This window comes from Brevibacillus sp. FW301-21C12A (assembly GCF_058788915.1).
Genome location: NZ_JBYTBG010000001.1, coordinates 161,504 through 177,325, shown reverse-complemented (window position 1 = coordinate 177,325; position 15,822 = coordinate 161,504). Strand labels below are relative to the sequence as shown.

The 15,822-nt window shown below is 53.5% G+C and carries 15 protein-coding genes; all 15 read left to right on the top strand.

The features are described from left to right. Positions 1-19: 19 nt before the first annotated feature. The 15 genes from AC3WQH_RS00930 to AC3WQH_RS00860 all read left to right on the top strand — a co-directional run bounded on the left by AC3WQH_RS00930 (position 20) and on the right by AC3WQH_RS00860 (position 15,778). On the top strand, positions 20-1,534 hold the full coding sequence (locus AC3WQH_RS00930) for an ABC transporter ATP-binding protein (protein ID WP_174435221.1): 1,515 nt from the start codon (positions 20-22) through the stop codon (positions 1,532-1,534). Next, positions 1,527-2,600, top strand: a complete 1,074-nt coding sequence (locus AC3WQH_RS00925) for an ABC transporter permease (protein WP_025846068.1) — start codon at positions 1,527-1,529, stop codon at positions 2,598-2,600. Before AC3WQH_RS00930 ends, AC3WQH_RS00925 begins: the two co-directional genes overlap by 8 nt. Then, the gene (locus AC3WQH_RS00920; protein WP_005834119.1) at positions 2,600-3,559 is read left to right on the top strand and encodes an ABC transporter permease; all 960 of its coding nucleotides are present in this window, start codon (positions 2,600-2,602) and stop codon (positions 3,557-3,559) included. The genes AC3WQH_RS00925 and AC3WQH_RS00920 overlap by 1 nt, the downstream gene beginning before the upstream one ends. Before the next feature lie 87 nt (positions 3,560-3,646). Then, a complete protein-coding gene (locus AC3WQH_RS00915) occupies positions 3,647-4,837 on the top strand; it encodes a stalk domain-containing protein (protein WP_005834117.1) in 1,191 nt (396 codons plus the stop codon). 50 nt (positions 4,838-4,887) lie between these two features. Continuing rightward, positions 4,888-5,043, top strand: coding sequence for a hypothetical protein (locus AC3WQH_RS00910; protein WP_007786872.1), 156 nt, complete (start codon positions 4,888-4,890; stop codon positions 5,041-5,043). A gap of 228 nt (positions 5,044-5,271) precedes the next feature. Continuing rightward, positions 5,272-6,567: an EF-P 5-aminopentanol modification-associated protein YfmF gene (gene yfmF / locus AC3WQH_RS00905; protein ID WP_025846062.1), complete on the top strand. Its 1,296-nt coding sequence runs from the start codon at positions 5,272-5,274 to the stop codon at positions 6,565-6,567. Between the two features lie 2 nt (positions 6,568-6,569). After that, a complete protein-coding gene (yfmH, locus tag AC3WQH_RS00900) occupies positions 6,570-7,862 on the top strand; it encodes an EF-P 5-aminopentanol modification-associated protein YfmH (protein WP_005834111.1) in 1,293 nt (430 codons plus the stop codon). Positions 7,863-7,871: 9 nt separating this feature from the next. After that, positions 7,872-8,606: an elongation factor P 5-aminopentanone reductase gene (gene ymfI, locus AC3WQH_RS00895; RefSeq protein WP_005834109.1), complete on the top strand. Its 735-nt coding sequence runs from the start codon at positions 7,872-7,874 to the stop codon at positions 8,604-8,606. Positions 8,607-8,717: 111 nt separating this feature from the next. Then, positions 8,718-8,987, top strand: coding sequence for a DUF3243 domain-containing protein (locus tag AC3WQH_RS00890; RefSeq protein ID WP_005834108.1), 270 nt, complete (start codon positions 8,718-8,720; stop codon positions 8,985-8,987). Between the two features lie 108 nt (positions 8,988-9,095). After that, positions 9,096-9,875, top strand: a complete 780-nt coding sequence (locus AC3WQH_RS00885) for a YmfK family protein (protein WP_005834105.1) — start codon at positions 9,096-9,098, stop codon at positions 9,873-9,875. A gap of 12 nt (positions 9,876-9,887) precedes the next feature. Beyond that, positions 9,888-10,793, top strand: a complete 906-nt coding sequence (locus tag AC3WQH_RS00880) for a helix-turn-helix domain-containing protein (RefSeq protein ID WP_005834104.1) — start codon at positions 9,888-9,890, stop codon at positions 10,791-10,793. Positions 10,794-10,905: 112 nt separating this feature from the next. After that, on the top strand, positions 10,906-12,252 hold the full coding sequence (gene rimO, locus AC3WQH_RS00875; protein WP_005834102.1) for a 30S ribosomal protein S12 methylthiotransferase RimO: 1,347 nt from the start codon (positions 10,906-10,908) through the stop codon (positions 12,250-12,252). Next, positions 12,253-12,828, top strand: a complete 576-nt coding sequence (pgsA, locus tag AC3WQH_RS00870) for a CDP-diacylglycerol--glycerol-3-phosphate 3-phosphatidyltransferase (RefSeq protein WP_005834099.1) — start codon at positions 12,253-12,255, stop codon at positions 12,826-12,828. A gap of 108 nt (positions 12,829-12,936) precedes the next feature. Beyond that, a complete protein-coding gene (locus tag AC3WQH_RS00865) occupies positions 12,937-14,181 on the top strand; it encodes a competence/damage-inducible protein A (protein ID WP_005834097.1) in 1,245 nt (414 codons plus the stop codon). 7 nt (positions 14,182-14,188) lie between these two features. After that, positions 14,189-15,778, top strand: a complete 1,590-nt coding sequence (locus AC3WQH_RS00860) for a DEAD/DEAH box helicase (protein ID WP_007786887.1) — start codon at positions 14,189-14,191, stop codon at positions 15,776-15,778. The last annotated feature ends 44 nt before the right edge of the window (positions 15,779-15,822 follow it).

Here is a 15,822-nt window from a genome sequence, read left to right as displayed (position 1 = left end):
GGTAAAAAAAGTAGTTGAGATGCGAGGGATTACCAAGCGGTTCCCGGGGATTGTGGCAAACGACAACATCACGCTTTCTGTCAAGCAAGGCGAAATTCATGCGCTTCTCGGCGAGAATGGCGCAGGCAAGTCGACGTTAATGAACATTTTGTTTGGCCTGTATCAACCAGATGAAGGCGAAATCCTTATCAACGAAAAAGTAGTGAAGATTACAAGCCCTAACGTTGCCAACGAGCTTGGCATCGGGATGGTGCACCAGCATTTTATGCTTGTGGAGACGTTTACGGTAACAGAAAACATTGTATTAGGAAACGAACCGAAAAACGGGTTGCAAATAGATATCCAAAGCGCTGAAAAAGCGGTGGAAAAGCTGTCAAATCAATACGGGCTAAAGGTTGATCCTAGAGCAAAGATTCAGGATATCTCCGTAGGGATGCAACAACGCGTAGAGATCTTGAAAACGCTTTACCGCGGGGCCGACATCTTGATTTTTGACGAGCCGACTGCTGTTCTTACCCCTCAGGAAATTCATGAACTCATTGAAATCATGCATAATTTGGTCAAAGAGGGCAAGACCATCATCCTGATTACCCACAAGCTCAAGGAAATCATGGCCGTCTGCGACGCCTGCACGATTATCCGTCGCGGGAAAGTGATTGACTCCGTGCTGGTTAAAGACACGAACCCGGACGAACTGGCAGCCAAAATGGTGGGGCGCGAAGTCAACTTCCGCGTGGATAAAACCGCGGCGAAGCCGAAGGAAACCATCCTCGCTGTCGAAAACCTCACCGCCATGGGCAACCGCGGCGTCAATGCGCTGAACAATCTCAGCCTGGAAGTGCGGGCGGGCGAGATTTTGGGGATTGCAGGCGTAGACGGCAACGGGCAGAGTGAACTGATTGAAGTTTTGACCGGGTTGCGGAAAGCAACCAGTGGCCGTGTCCTTCTCAATGGCAAAGACATTACGAACCAGTCGCCGCGGGATATTTCCGAATCGGGCTTGTCGCACATTCCGGAAGACCGTCATAAGCGCGGATTGGTTCTCGATTTTACCATGAGCGAGAATATGGTGTTGGAAACGTATTTCCACCCGACGTTTAACAAAAACGGCTTTCTCGACTATGGCGCGATTGACAAGCATGCGGCCAAGCTGATTGAGGAGTTTGACGTGCGCACGCCGTCGATCTACACGCCAGCGCGAGCATTGTCCGGAGGGAACCAGCAAAAGGCGATTATCGCCCGGGAAGTGGACAAAAACCCGGATTTGCTGATCGCGGCGCAGCCTACACGCGGTCTGGACGTAGGGGCGATCGAATTTATTCATCGCCGTCTGATCGAGCAACGCGACAAAGGCAAAGCGGTTCTGCTGCTTTCCTTGGAGCTGGATGAGGTCATCAACGTCTCTGACCGGATTGCCGTGATTTATGAAGGTAGCATTGTAGGAATTGTCGATGCGAAATCGACGAGCGAGCAAGAGCTGGGCTTGATGATGTCCGGCGGAAAACGAATGCCTGGAGGAGGAAACGATGAATAAAGTGATTGCCGTCTTTACAAAAGAATCGTTCCTCGTTCCTGTCGTCGCGATCATTCTCGGCCTGCTGACCGGGGCGATCGCCATGCTGGCAGGCGGCTTCAACCCGATTCAGGCTTACATGGCCCTGATTGAAAAGGTATTCGGAAGCGCGTATAACTTCGGGGAAACGATCCGGCAGATTACACCGCTGATCTTTACGGGTCTTGCAGTGGCGTTTGCCTTTCGGACAGGACTGTTCAACATTGGGGCAGAGGGGCAGTTTATTGTAGGGATGATCGCTGCGACGACAGTAGGGGTTTCTTTTGATCTTCCTGCTTACATCCACGCTCCTCTCGCTGTGATTGCAGGTGCGGTAGCAGGCGGCCTGTGGGGCTCGATTGCCGGTTACTTGAAAGCCGCTCGCGGCGTGAACGAGGTTATCACCAGCATCATGCTGAACTGGGTCGCGCTGTACTTGGCAAACTGGGTCATGAATGCGTTTTTCATCCCGGCCGGACAACAGCGTTCGGAAATGATTAAGGAATCATCCATGATTACGATTAGCTGGCTCTCGCAAATGTTTGACAGTGCCCGCTTGCACTGGGGAACCTTGCTTGCTGTGCTTGCCGCTATCTTTTTCTACGTCATTCTTTGGAAAACGAAGTCCGGCTACGAATTGCGTGCCGTAGGTCTGAATCCGCACGCTTCCGAATATGCGGGGATGAACGTAAACCGCAACGTCGTCAATGCGATGTTCATCGGCGGCATGTTCGCGGGGATTGGCGGCGCTTGCGAGATTTTGGGCGTGTTCCATTACCAGGCGATCATGACTGCGCAGCCAGGCTATGGCTTCGACGGTATCGCTGTCGCGTTGATCGGCGGAAATACGCCGCTTGGCGTCGTGCTTGCCGCCATCTTGTTCGGGATTCTCACTTTCGGGGCAGCCGGCATGAAGTTCGGCGCTGGCGTGCCTGTTGAGCTGATCCGTGTCGTAATCGCTTCGGTCATCTTCTTTGTGGCGGCGCACGGCATCGTGAAAATTTTTGTCAAACCAATCTTGAAGAAGAAAAAGGAAGGTGGAAACTGATGGATTGGGGAGTCATTCTTAGCAACCTCGTTCATGATACCATCGTGTTTTCCACTGCCCTGATTTTTGCCTCTCTGGGCGGGCTCTATTCCGAGCGCTCTGGTGTCGTGAATATTGCGCTGGAAGGCATGATGATTATCGGTGCCTTTACAGGTGCCGTCATTACGTACGCGTTCCAAGATTCGCTGGGAGCATTCGCTCCGTGGATCGGCTTTATTTTGGCGGGGATCGCCGGTTCGATTTTTGCCCTTCCGCACGCTGTCGCTTCCGTTACCTTCAAAGCGGACCAGACAGTCAGCGGCGTGGCCTTGAACTTTTTGGCGGCAGGTCTGTCCGTGTACTTGACCAAAATCATCTTTAACGGCGCGGGCCAGACAACGACCTTGTCCAGCGTCTTTGCTAAGTGGGAAATTCCGCTTTTGCACGACATCCCGTATTTGGGACATGCTATCTTTGAAGCGTATCCGACGAGCTATTTGGCGTTTATCGCGGTCTTTTTGACCTGGTACCTGATCTTCAAAACTCCGTTCGGCTTGCGTCTACGCGCGGTCGGTGAGCATCCGCGCGCTGCTGACACGGTAGGGATCAACGTGAAAAGAATGCGTTATACCGCTGTCATGATTAGCGGTGCGCTGGCTGCTTTGGGCGGGGCGACAATCTCGCTGACGACGACGAGCAACTTTTCCCATAACACCGTATCCGGCCAAGGGTTTATCGCGATTGCCGCGTTGATTTTCGGAAAATGGCATCCGGCCGGAGCGATGGGCGCTGCCTTGTTCTTCGGGGTTGCCCAAGCGATCAAGTCTTTGGTGCAGATTTTCGGACTGACCAAGTTCATTCCGACCGAGTTTATTTTCATGCTGCCGTACGTACTGACTATTTTGGTCATGGCTGGTCTGGTTGGACGCTCCAACGCTCCTGCCGCACTGGGCAAACCGTACGATACCGGCTCTCGTTAAGGATCAGTTGACATAATTTGCGTCTGGAACCCGTTCCTTTCCGTATGCGATAATTTTTCTTGTGAGATTGCGCGGGGAGGGAAAGAAATGAACTGCTGGCTACATAAGCGCAGCCGTTTACGTTCTGCCGGGATTCTGGGCGCTTTTTTTGCCTGTCTTGGTCTGTGGCTGTCTGGCGGACTAGCCAGTACGGCAGCGGCAAAAGAGCCAGGTCCGGTCATATCGCTGGTAGTGGATGGCAAAGGGGTGGAGTCTGACGTTTTGCCGCTGCGCCAAAACGGACGGATGCTCGTGCCGATCCGGGTGATTGCCGAAGCGACAGGGTCGCAGGTCGAGTATGATGCCGAGCAACAGCGCGTTTCTTTTGGCCAAAAAGGCAAGCATGTCTCGCTCGATGTCAACAGTCGGCTGGCGTATGTGAACGGGGAGCGGGTTACGCTGGAGGCGCCGCCGATTATCGTCAATCAACGTACGCTCGTGCCGCTGCGCTTCGTCAGCGAGGCGCTCGGCTACCAGGTGGAGTGGGACGCGACGTCGTCCGTGGCGCACGTGCAGACAAAGCCTGTGGAGGATCGTGCCGTCACGGTAGAGGAAGCCGCCAATCCGTACGTGGTGCAGCCAAATGACACGCTCGGGGCCATTGCGCTTCGCCACGGGACGACGATGAGTGCGATCAAGAAAAACAACTACTTGTCCAGCGATCAACTGACGATTGGGCAAATTCTGTTTTTGCCGCACGCGGCGAAAAAAGCGGAGCATCCTCTGGCAGACAAGGTCGGAGATAAACGCTTGCTCGGTCAGGAATACTTGTTTCCGTTCAACGATGCGAGCTGGTACGAGCCGTATGGCGACAGCTTCGGTTCCGATCGCGAATGGACGGAGAGCCACAACGGCAGTGTCCGCAGGCATGAAGGCATCGACATCATGGCGCCAAAAGGGACGCCGATCTATTCGGTTTCGGACGGGACGATCAATCGCGTAGGCTGGAATACGTACGGCGGCTGGCGGATCAACATTACCGATAAAAACGGGCAGTTTCGCATGTATTACGCCCACCTCAGCGCCTACGCTCCCGGCCTTCGCGTCGGGGGGACGGTCAAGGCAGGACAGTTGATCGGATTTGTCGGAGATACAGGCTATGGCGGTCCAGGTACGGTGGGGATGTTTGCGCCTCATCTGCATTTCGGGCTGTATCGGAATGACAACGGACGAGCTGTCGATCCGTACGACTACCTTCGTTACTGGGAGCAAAACAAAGTGGTAAGCTTGTTTGGGTAATGGGACAGACTATACGGTAAGGAATCCTGACGAATAGGAGGGCTTTTCGTATGTGGATCTGTCCATACTGTGGAGGAAATCACGGCTTGCCTTTTCACGACGAGCAGTTGGATGGCGTGCTTTGCCTGTCTTCTGATTGCGGCCGGTTCGTGGAAGAAGGCGTCACTTCGGAAGATACCAGAGATTGGGATTATATGGATATGTAGCATCGAGAGCGAGCACGCGCCCGAAAAGGCCGGCTTGCTCTTTTTCTTTTTCGCGAAAAAAACACAGGAACAGCCGGACGCCAAAGGACGAAAGCGAGGAGTCTTACGGCGGGCCGCAGGCGCATACGATGGAAAACAGGCAGTTATAATGGAAGATTCTGATGAAAGATGGCCTGCCAATTGGTTACAATAGAGAAGTATAAGCAGATGGAGAAGGGAGAAGTTGCCATGAAAGCACAGACGTCTGAGATCGCGTTTCAAAGCTCCCAAATGAACGGGATGAACGTACATATTCTTCCGACCGCCAAATTCAAGACTACGACGATCGTGACGATGATTGAACAGGCTCTGTCGGAGGAACACGTGACCAAGACCGCGCTGCTGGCGAACGTCATGAAGCGGGCGAGCGCCCGTTTTCCGGAGACCAAGCTGTTGCGTGCGCACCTCGACTTTTTGTACGGCGCCATTTTTGATGTAGATGTCATGAAAAAAGGCGAACGGCAAATCCTGCAAATTTATATGGAGGTGCCGAACGAGAAGTACTTGTCTAAAGAGGACGCGCTATTGGAGCAGGCGATTCAGTTCGTAGGCGACATGCTGGTGCGGCCGTATGTGCAAAACAATGCGTTTGCCGAGAAGTATGTGACGCAGGAAAAAGAAGCGCTGCGAAAGCGGATCGAGAGCCTGATTGACGACAAGATGAAGTACGCCAATCAGCGCGTCACAGAAGAGATGTGCAAAGGAGAGCCGTTCTCCCTGCTGGTCCAGGGGCGAGTGCAAGACTTGCCGGCGATCACGGGCCAGGAGCTGTACCGCTATTTTCAGGAAATCACCACAACCAATCCGATCAACATGTTTGTCGTCGGGGATGTCGAGCCGCAAACAGTGGCCGATGCGATCCGCACGCACATCCCGCTTGCGCGCAAGGCAGCGGGCGAGTTGCAGCTCGGTGGCGCGACCAAGCAAGTTGCGGAAGAAAAGGAAGTCGTCGATCGCCTCGATGTGAACCAGGCCAAGCTGAATATCGGCTGCCGCACGCAGGTGACGTACAAGGATGACGACTATCCGGCCTTGCTGTTGTACAACGGCATTTTGGGCGGATTCCCGCATTCCAAGTTGTTTGTCAATGTCCGGGAAAAAGAAAGCCTCGCTTACTACGCTGTATCGCGCCTGGAGAGCCATAAAGGAATCATGATGATTATGTCCGGCATCGACGTCGGCAAATACAAGCGCGCAGTCGAGATCATCAAGGAACAGTTGGAGCAGATGCGGGCAGGCAATATTTCCGAGGAAGAGCTGACGCAGACGCGAGCTACCTTGTCCAACCAGTTTCGCGAGCTTTTGGACAGCGCCCGCGGCATGATTGATTTCACTTACAACGGCGTGATTAGCGGCCGCAAGCGCAAGCTGGATGAACTGCTCGCGGGAATTGAGAAGGCCGGCATCGAAGACATCAAACGGGTGGCGAATAAGGTAGCAATCGATACGATCTACTTGCTGCGCGACAAGAAGGGAGAGGCGTAATTATGCAGACGACTGTTTTTGAGCAAGTAAACGAAACCGTCTACCACGAAACATTGGACAATGGGCTGCAAGTTTTCCTGGTTCCCAAGCAAGGCTTCAGCAAGACGTACGCCGTATTTACCACACGCTATGGCTCGATTGACAGCCACTTCAAGACGCGCAGCGGCGAAGAGATTAATGTGCCGGACGGAATCGCGCATTTTCTTGAGCACAAAATGTTTGAGAAAAAAGATCGCGACGTCATGCACGAGTTCAGCAAAAACGGAGCCTCCTGCAACGCGTTCACCAGCTTCAACCGTACCGCGTACCTGTTTTCATGCACAGACAAGCTGGACGACAACCTGAATCTGCTGCTCGATTACGTGCAGGAGCCGTACTTCACGGATGCCAGCGTGGAAAAGGAGAAAGGGATCATCGGTCAGGAAATTACGATGTACGACGACAATCCGGACTGGAAAGTGTACATGAATCTGCTCAAGGCGATGTACCAAAAATATCCGATCAACATCGAAATCGCGGGCACGATCGAAACGATCTCGCACATCACCAAAGAATACCTCTACCAATGCTATGAAACGTTTTACCATCCGGCGAACATGCTGCTTCTGGTCGTAGGCTCGTTTGAACCGGAGGCGATCATGAAGCTGATCCGCGAGAACCAGACGAAAAAGGAATTTCCGCCCGCACCGCAAATTACCCGGGTATTTCCCGAGGAGCCTGCCGCACCGGCTCAGGAAAAGATCGAAGCGTTTCTCACCGTCGGTCTGCCCAAGTGCATGATCGGCATCAAGGAAAAGGAAACGGGACTGACCAAAGAAGCGTTGCTGCGCAGAGATTTGACGACGAAGCTCGTGCTGGATATCGCGTTTGGCACCAGTTCAGCCATTTACGAGCGGCTGTATGAGAGCGAGCTGATTACGGACAGCTTTGATTTTGACTACAGCAGCGAACAGGACTACGCCTATACGATCATCGGCGGAGACACGCCCGACCCGGATCGGCTCGTGGCGACGATCAAGGCAGAAATCGCGCAGCTCAAGCAAAAAGGGATCGGCCAGGAGGAGTTCGAGCGGGCCAAGCGGAAAAAGATCGGCCATTTCCTGCGCTCGCTCAACTCCGTGGAGTTTATCGCCAATCAGTTTACGAGCTTCAAGTTCAACGGAAACGATCTGTTCTCCGTGGTGCCAACGTTGGAGTCAATTACACGCGAAGAAGCGGAGACGCGCCTGCAGGAGCATTTTCTCGAGGAGCAAATGGCGGTATCCATCGTGCGTTCCGCTTCGCCGCAGGAGTAGAACATGAGCATGACGGAAAAAATGCCTTGGGCATTGGTGACGGGGGCTTCCGGAGAAATCGGCCAGGCGATCGGTACCTACCTGGCGGAAGCAGGGGTGCCCCTTTACCTGCATTACAACCGCTCAGAGCACAAGCTGGACCGGCTGGTGCATCTGTGCTCTGAGCGCGCTGTCCCTTGCGTCAAGCTGCAGGCTGACTTGCGCGATCCTGGGCAGATCGCGGCGATGTTCGGGCAGATGTCAGCGCCGCCGCTTCTCGTTGTCAACAACGCCTCGGCCGATCACGTCGGGTTGTTTACCGACGTGTCTGTCGAGACGTTTGACGAGCTGGTGGCGATGAACGTTCGCTCCGCCTTTTTGGTTTGCCAGGCTGCCTTGCCTGCGATGCTGCGCGAGCGCTACGGACGAATCGTCAATGTCTCGTCGATCTGGGGACTGACTGGCGGCTCCTGCGAGGTGCTTTACTCTTTGACCAAAGGCGCGATCAACACGTTTACCAAAGCGCTCGCCAAGGAAATGGCCCCGAATGGCATCACGGTCAACGCGGTTGCTCCCGGAGCGATCCAGGGCGGGATGATGGAGCGTTTTTCCCCGGATGAAGTGGAGATGATCGCGGACGAAATCCCCGCGAACCGCCTGGGCGACCCCCGCGAGGTGGCGGCTGTCGTGCGTTTTTTGCTGTCCGCAGACGCAAGCTACGTCACAGGCCAGATCATCAGTCCAAACGGCGGCTGGTACACGTAAGTCCTGTTCCCGCTCTCGTGAATAATTTCCGAGAAATGGTGGAAGTCTACCTCTTGTGTGGGCGGTCGGTAGAAGACCGTTGCCGCAACGAAAAAAGGAGGGAATTTCCTAATGTCGATTTTGGACAACTTTCGCGACTGGAAAGAGTTTCTCGGAGAGCGAGTAGAGCAGGCGAAACAGGCTGGCATGGAAAGCCAGACACTGGAAAACGTAGCGTACCAGATTGGAGGCTATCTGGCAGAGCAGGTCGACCCGAAAAACGAACAAGAGCGTCTGTTGAAGCAGCTCTGGGATGCGGGCGATCAGCAGCAACAGCAAGCACTCGCTTCCCTCATGGTGAAGCTCGTTCAAAATTCCGATAATGTCAATCGTGGCAACTAGACGTTTAAATCCCCTATTCATGGGGATTTTTCTTTTCGCGTTTGTCGAATGATACGAACGTGATATACTACAGAAGAAGATCATTTTGGGTGGCGGAGAGGATTGTATATGGAAGCGAAAAAAGAATGGTACATGGAGTACGAAATTGCCCGCAACCGTCCGGGTCTGTTAGGGGACGTGTCTTCTATTCTGGGGATGTTGAACATTAATATCGTGACGATCAACGGCGTGGATACGATGCGACGCGGCATGCTGCTCTTGACGGACGACGATGAAAAAATGGAGGTTTTGCGCAATGTTGTGCAAAAAATGGACAACATAACCATAACGAGGTTGCGTCCCCCGACCATGCTCGACCGTCTTGCCGTTCGGCATGGCCGGTACATCGAGCGTGACAGCGAGGACAAAAAAACGTTCCGTTTTGTGCGCGACGAGCTGGGGCTTTTGGTAGACTTCATGGCCGAGATTTTGAAAAAAGAGGGCCATCAGCTAATCGGCATCCGGGGAATGCCTCGCGTGGGGAAGACGGAGTCGATGATTGCAGCAAGTGTATCGGCGAACAAGCGCTGGACGTTCATTTCCTCAACTTTGCTGCGACAAACGGTGCGAAGCTCCTTAGCCATTGATGAAATGTCTACCGATCATGTATATTTGATAGATGGGATTGTTTCAACGCTGCGATCGACAGAGAAGCACTACACCCTGCTTCGGGAGATTATGAACTTTCCTGCCGCGAAAATCATTGAGCATCCGGATATTTTTGTGCGGGAGTCTGAGTACGAAATGTCTGATTTCCACTACATTATCGAACTTCGCCACTATCCAGATGAGGAGATTACATACGAGCTGATTAACAATCGCGGCTTTGATAATTTTGACATGAATTAAGGAGGGGCAACTGTGTCTGAGCTAGGTCAAGTCTTGCAAAGGGCCCGCGAGGAAAAAGGAATCACGCTCGACGACATCCAACGAATCACCAAGATACAGCGGCGATATTTGGAAGCCATTGAAAGAGGTCATTTTCATGTACTTCCTGGCCACTTTTATGCGCGTGCGTTCATAAAGAGCTATGCGGAAGCCGTCGGTTTGGACCCGAATCACATCCTGACGCATTTCCAGGCCGATTTGCCAGCCCAGCCGCCAACGGAGCAAGTGGAGAGATTGCGTCGCCGGAGAGTTGCTTCCGCGAATAATCCGCTGCAGGCGGGGCGTTGGGTCACCAAAACTTTGCTGGTGTTGTTCATTGCCTTGATTATCGGCGTTATTTACATCGCAGCAGTAAATAACAACGGCAATATCAGCACGCAGCCTGTACCAAGCGGAACAGTCACTCCTGGAGCGGAAATCGTCACTCCGGACAAAGGTGGAGGGGTTCCCACCTCGCCGATCGCGCAGCAGCCGCAACCGCCATCTACTGTCACGCCTCCCCCTGAGCCGGGAACGACGACACCCGAGCCGGGAGAGGTCACTTCTCAGGCGACGATCACGTTCGATTCGCAGCAAGGTTCCATGTACAACTACTCCCTGCAGGGTGGAGAAAAAATCACCGTCCACCTGAAAGTGAAGGAAGACAGAAGCTGGTTCGGGGTATCGGAAGGAAAAGGCAAAAAGTACGTCGAGGAAGGCGAACTGAAAAAGGGAGCCAAGGAAGAAATCACGATTGAACTGGGGAAATCGGCGTATGTGCGTCTCGGAAAGCCGACCGTTGTCGAATTGACGGTGAACGGAGCGGTAGTCGATACGTCCAAAATGAAGTTCATGCCGTCGAACATCACCATCAAAATGAAAGAAGCAGCAGCACAGTAGGCAAGCGTAATGCTTGCCTTTCGTACTTTCGTCTCTTTTGACACTTCCTTTAGGCTTATATTATACTGGATAGGTGTAATATGGGCTGGTGTGACCAATTGGAGGAAAAAAGATGGCAGAGAAGGTAGGTACGCGAGAAAAAGTAGCGATTGTTACGCTGGGCTGTGAAAAGAATCTTGTCGATTCGGACATGATGGCCCATCTGATAGATGAAAAAGGCTATGAACTGGTTGACAATCCGGAAGAAGCAACCGTGGTCATCGTCAATACCTGTGGTTTCATCGATGCAGCCAAGGAAGAATCTGTGAACAAGATTCTGGAAATGGGTGAATTGAAGGAAACCGGCAAGCTGAAATCGCTTGTGGTGGCAGGCTGTCTCACACAACGCTACAAAGAGGATATCTTGAACGAGATTCCCGAGGTGGACGGCATTGTCGGTACAGGCGATTTTATGTCGATTACAGGGATCATTGAAGAATCGCTGGCGGGCAAGCGTCCGATTTTTGTGGGCAACCCGATCTTTACGTACGAAGATGTAGTAAAGCGGAAGGTGAAGGAAGGCACGTACTCTGCATACATTAAAATTGCCGAGGGCTGCGACAACGCCTGTACCTTCTGTAGTATTCCCCTGATGCGGGGTGGCTTCCGCAGCCGGACGATTGAATCCATCGTCGAAGAGGCGCGCCACCTGGCTGCGCAGGGGATTGTAGAAGTGAGCCTGATCGCTCAAGATTCCACGAACTACGGTACAGACATTTACGATGGAAAGCTGATGTTGCCAGAGCTGTTGAACCGTTTGGCGGAAGTGGATGGAATCGAGTGGATTCGTCTGCACTACGCCTATCCGGGCTTTTTTACAGACGAGCTGATCCACACGTTTGCGACCAATCCAAAAGTGTGCAAATACGTGGACATGCCGCTGCAACACTCGGAAGACCATATCCTGAAAAGAATGCGTCGTCCGGGGCGACAAACGGATATTCGCGAGCTTGTGGCGAAAATCCGCGCGCAGGTGCCGGATGTAGCGCTGCGCACCTCGTTGATCGTAGGCTTCCCTGGAGAGACAGAAGAGGACTTCGAGCGCCTTTGCGAGTTTGTGAAGGACATCCGCTTCGATCGACTGGGCGTGTTTACGTATTCGAATGAGGATGACACTCCTGCTTCCCGCTTGCCCGACCATGTCGACGAAGAAGTCAAGGAAAAGCGCGCGAACATGCTGATGGAAATTCAGCGTGAGGTTGCAGGCGATCGCAACGGTCGCTTCGTCGGCCAGGAGCTGGACGTTCTCATCGAACGCTACGAGGGACGCAACGATATTTATGTAGGCCGGACGCAATACGACGCCCCGGAAATTGACGGGGAAGTATTCGTCACAGGGTTCAAAGGCAAATTAGGCTCTATCGTAAAAGTGAAGATCACACACTCCTATGAATACGATTTGGCCGGGGAGGTAGTCTAGGTGAATCTCGCCAACCGCATCACCCTCGCCAGGATTTTCCTGGTGCCGGTAGTCATGTTTTTTCTGCTGGTGCGTTACAACATCGGGACATTTTCCATTGGCAGCCTGACGATGACGTATAACGAGCTGATTGCGGCTTTGGTGTTTATCCTAGCAGCCAGTACGGACGGACTCGACGGTTACATCGCTCGCAAACGCAAGATCGTGACGAATCTGGGAAAATTTTTGGACCCGCTTGCAGACAAATTGCTGATCTCCGCAGCGCTGATTTCCCTCGTGGAGATGCAGCGTCTGGAAGCGTGGATCGCGATTGTCATCATCAGCAGGGAATTTGCTGTAACAGGTTTGCGCCTGGTCGCTGCGGCAGAAGGTCAGGTAATTGCTGCCAGCGCATTGGGTAAACTGAAGACATGGGTTCAGATTGTGGCGATTACCGCTGTCATGATCCGCAACTTCCCCTTTGAATTTTTCGGGATTCCGTTTGACGAAGTCGCCACGTGGGCTATGGTCGTTATCACGCTTTATTCCGGGTACGACTACTTTGCGAAAAATCGCAACGTCATCCAATACTCGTAGCTACGGGTATTGGTCTCTTTTTTCACAAGACTCTTCTCTATAGCCGCTATCGGTGATAAACTGTTTGGTTAGAGGCTTTTCTACTCTCAAAGAGAATGGATGAGGAAAATGAGAGCGGAGATTATCGCAGTAGGTACCGAGCTTTTGCTAGGCCAAATTGCCAACACAAATGCCCAGTTTCTGTCGCAGAAGCTGGCGGAAATTGGCGTGGGAGTCTATTTCCATACGGTTGTGGGAGATAACTCAGAGCGATTGCGGCAGGTCATTGCGCTCGCATCCGGCCGATCCGATCTCGTCATTTTGACAGGGGGGCTTGGACCGACCCAGGATGACCTGACAAAAGAAACGGTGGCAGCACACGTGGGCGTCGGGCTGGAAACGAACCAGGAAGCCATGGAAAGAATTGAACAATTCTTTTTGCAACGTGGGATTGTCATGACGGAGAACAATCGGAAGCAGGCGCTGGTGCTCTCAGGCAGCCATGTCTTTTCCAACGACTTCGGGATGGCGCCTGGGATGGCGATCCGTCATGACAGTTGTACGTTCGTGCTGCTCCCTGGACCGCCGAGCGAGCTGTACCCGATGGTGGATCGCTACGTGATGCCGTACTTGACAGACCTGTTGCCAGAGAAGCAAGTATTCCATTCCCATGTGCTGCGCTTCTACGGAATCGGGGAATCCGCTCTGGAGGAGCGGCTGCTGGATTTGATTGAAAAGCAGGACAACCCGACGATCGCGCCGTATGCCAAGGAGTTTGAAGTGACGCTCAGGCTCACGGCGAGAGCGGCTACGGCAGAAGAAGGGGAAGCGCTGATTTTGCCGGTGGAAGAAGAAATTCGCAAGCGTGTTGGCGAGTATGTGTACGGGATGGGAGAAGATTCGTCCCTGCATGCCGTCTTGGTGAGCGAGCTGAAAAAGCGAAACGAAACGATCGCATGTGCGGAAAGCTGTACAGGCGGCACGGTCGCTTCGCTGATTACGTCCGTTCCCGGCAGCTCGTCTGTTTTTCAAGGCGGCGTAGTCTGTTATACAAACGATGTGAAAAAACGGCTGCTTGACGTGCCCGAAGAGGTTTTGAATACGGACGGTGCGGTCAGTCGGCAAACGGCGCAGTTGCTTGCAGAAAATGTGCGAGCCAAGCTGGGAGCCACATACGGCGTGTCCGTGACGGGTGTGGCTGGACCCGACCCTTCGGAGGGCAAGCCTGTTGGCCTTGTCTACGTCGGAATTGCGGGTGAAGGGATGCCCACAGTAGTAAAAGAACTGCGCCTGGCTGGCAGAAGACAGGCGATTGTTGGGCGTGCCGCCAAATTTGCGCTATTTTATGCGCTGCAAATGCAAAAAGAAAGGTGACGTTTTCATGACGATGTTTTCTGATTTTCCTTTACATAAATCCATTTTGCAGGCGATCCACGATATGGGCTTCGAAGAGCCATCGCCGATCCAGGCCGCTTGCATTCCGAAAGTGCTGGCTGGGGGAGACCTGATCGGCCAAGCACAGACGGGAACGGGTAAGACCGCAGCTTTCGGGATTCCGCTCGTGGAGAAAATTACGCCAGCCAACCGCGTACAGGCTATCGTGCTGACTCCGACGCGCGAGCTTGCCATCCAGGTTGCCGGAGAGCTGCTGCGCATCTCCAAATACAACAAAGTACGCACGCTGCCGATCTACGGCGGACAGTCGATCGGCCACCAGATTCGCGCCCTGCGCCAAGGCGTGCAGATCGTAGTCGGGACGCCCGGCCGCGTCATGGACCACCTGCGCCGCAAAACATTGAAGCTCGATCATGTACATACACTCGTTCTGGATGAAGCGGACGAAATGCTGGACATGGGCTTCATCGAAGATATCGAAACGATCATCACACATATGCCGGAAGAGCGTCAGACTCTGCTTTTCTCCGCAACGATGCCGCCTGAAATCAAGCGCCTGGCGACCCGCTACATGAAGCAGCCGCAAACGATCGCGGTCAGCCGCGAAGAAGTGACAGCGCCATTGATCGAACAAGTGTATTACAAAGTGTTTGACCGGAACAAAGTAGAGAGCCTGTGTCGCATTCTCGACAGCGAGGACGTGGAGCTTGGCATCATCTTCTGCCGCACCAAGCGCGGGGTGGATGAGCTGTCCGAAGTGCTGCAATCTCGCGGGTATTTGGCGGACGGCTTGCACGGCGATCTTTCCCAGGCGCAGCGCGACAAGGTGATGAATGCCTTCCGCGAAGGCTCCATCGAGTTTTTGATCGCCACCGACGTAGCGGCGCGCGGGATCGACGTAGGAAACGTATCCCACGTCATCAACTACGACATTCCGCAAGACTCCGAGAGCTACGTGCACCGGATCGGGCGTACAGGCCGCGCCGGACGCAAAGGAATCGCCATGACTTTGGTGACTCCGCGTGAAGTTAGACAGATGATGTTCATCCAGAAGCAGACAAAAGCACAAGTGCTGTCCCGCAACGTTCCGTCGCTGGAGGAAGTGGCTGAGCGCAAGCAGGAGCAGCTCCGCGAGCAGTTGACCAGCCTGCTGGAAAGCGATGCGATTGCGGATATGTACCAAAAAGTAGCGGAAACGCTCGTTGGCCAATACCCGGCTGAGAAGGTTGCGGCTGCGGCACTGCACCTGGCTTTCCATACCGAAGCAGGGCAAATTCAGGAGACCGAAGCGTACAACTTCGGAGAGACGGGTGCGGCAAAAGGCATGGTGCGTTTCTTCCTGAACGTAGGCCGCAACGCGAACATGAAGCCGCAAGATTTGGTTCGCGAAATTTCCGAGTCGGTCGGCATCCCGGGCAAAGCGGTGGGCCGCATCGACATTTTCGAAAACTTCACGTTTGTGGAAGTGCCGGAGGAAGTGGCGGCGTTCGTCTACGAATCGCTCCGCCAAACCCGGATCAACGGCAAGCGCATCAACCTGGAGCCGGCGAAGCCGCGCGGTGCGAAGCGCTCCTAACTTCGCTACAGGTGAAAAACAGACAGCCATTTCGCTGGAAACCT

Bases quoted from the DNA above. Each gene is read 5' to 3' on its own strand.
- AC3WQH_RS00930 (WP_174435221.1), top strand. From the start codon at position 20: ATGCGAGGGATTACCAAGCGGTTCCCGGGGATTGTGGCAAACGACAAC.
- AC3WQH_RS00925 (WP_025846068.1), top strand. From the start codon at position 1,527: ATGAATAAAGTGATTGCCGTCTTTACAAAAGAATCGTTCCTCGTTCCT.
- AC3WQH_RS00920 (WP_005834119.1), top strand. From the start codon at position 2,600: ATGGATTGGGGAGTCATTCTTAGCAACCTCGTTCATGATACCATCGTG.
- AC3WQH_RS00915 (WP_005834117.1), top strand. From the start codon at position 3,647: ATGAACTGCTGGCTACATAAGCGCAGCCGTTTACGTTCTGCCGGGATT.
- AC3WQH_RS00910 (WP_007786872.1), top strand. From the start codon at position 4,888: ATGTGGATCTGTCCATACTGTGGAGGAAATCACGGCTTGCCTTTTCAC.
- yfmF (WP_025846062.1), top strand. From the start codon at position 5,272: ATGAAAGCACAGACGTCTGAGATCGCGTTTCAAAGCTCCCAAATGAAC.
- yfmH (WP_005834111.1), top strand. From the start codon at position 6,570: ATGCAGACGACTGTTTTTGAGCAAGTAAACGAAACCGTCTACCACGAA.
- ymfI (WP_005834109.1), top strand. From the start codon at position 7,872: ATGACGGAAAAAATGCCTTGGGCATTGGTGACGGGGGCTTCCGGAGAA.
- AC3WQH_RS00890 (WP_005834108.1), top strand. From the start codon at position 8,718: ATGTCGATTTTGGACAACTTTCGCGACTGGAAAGAGTTTCTCGGAGAG.
- AC3WQH_RS00885 (WP_005834105.1), top strand. From the start codon at position 9,096: ATGGAAGCGAAAAAAGAATGGTACATGGAGTACGAAATTGCCCGCAAC.
- rimO (WP_005834102.1), top strand. From the start codon at position 10,906: ATGGCAGAGAAGGTAGGTACGCGAGAAAAAGTAGCGATTGTTACGCTG.
- AC3WQH_RS00865 (WP_005834097.1), top strand. From the start codon at position 12,937: ATGAGAGCGGAGATTATCGCAGTAGGTACCGAGCTTTTGCTAGGCCAA.
- AC3WQH_RS00860 (WP_007786887.1), top strand. From the start codon at position 14,189: ATGACGATGTTTTCTGATTTTCCTTTACATAAATCCATTTTGCAGGCG.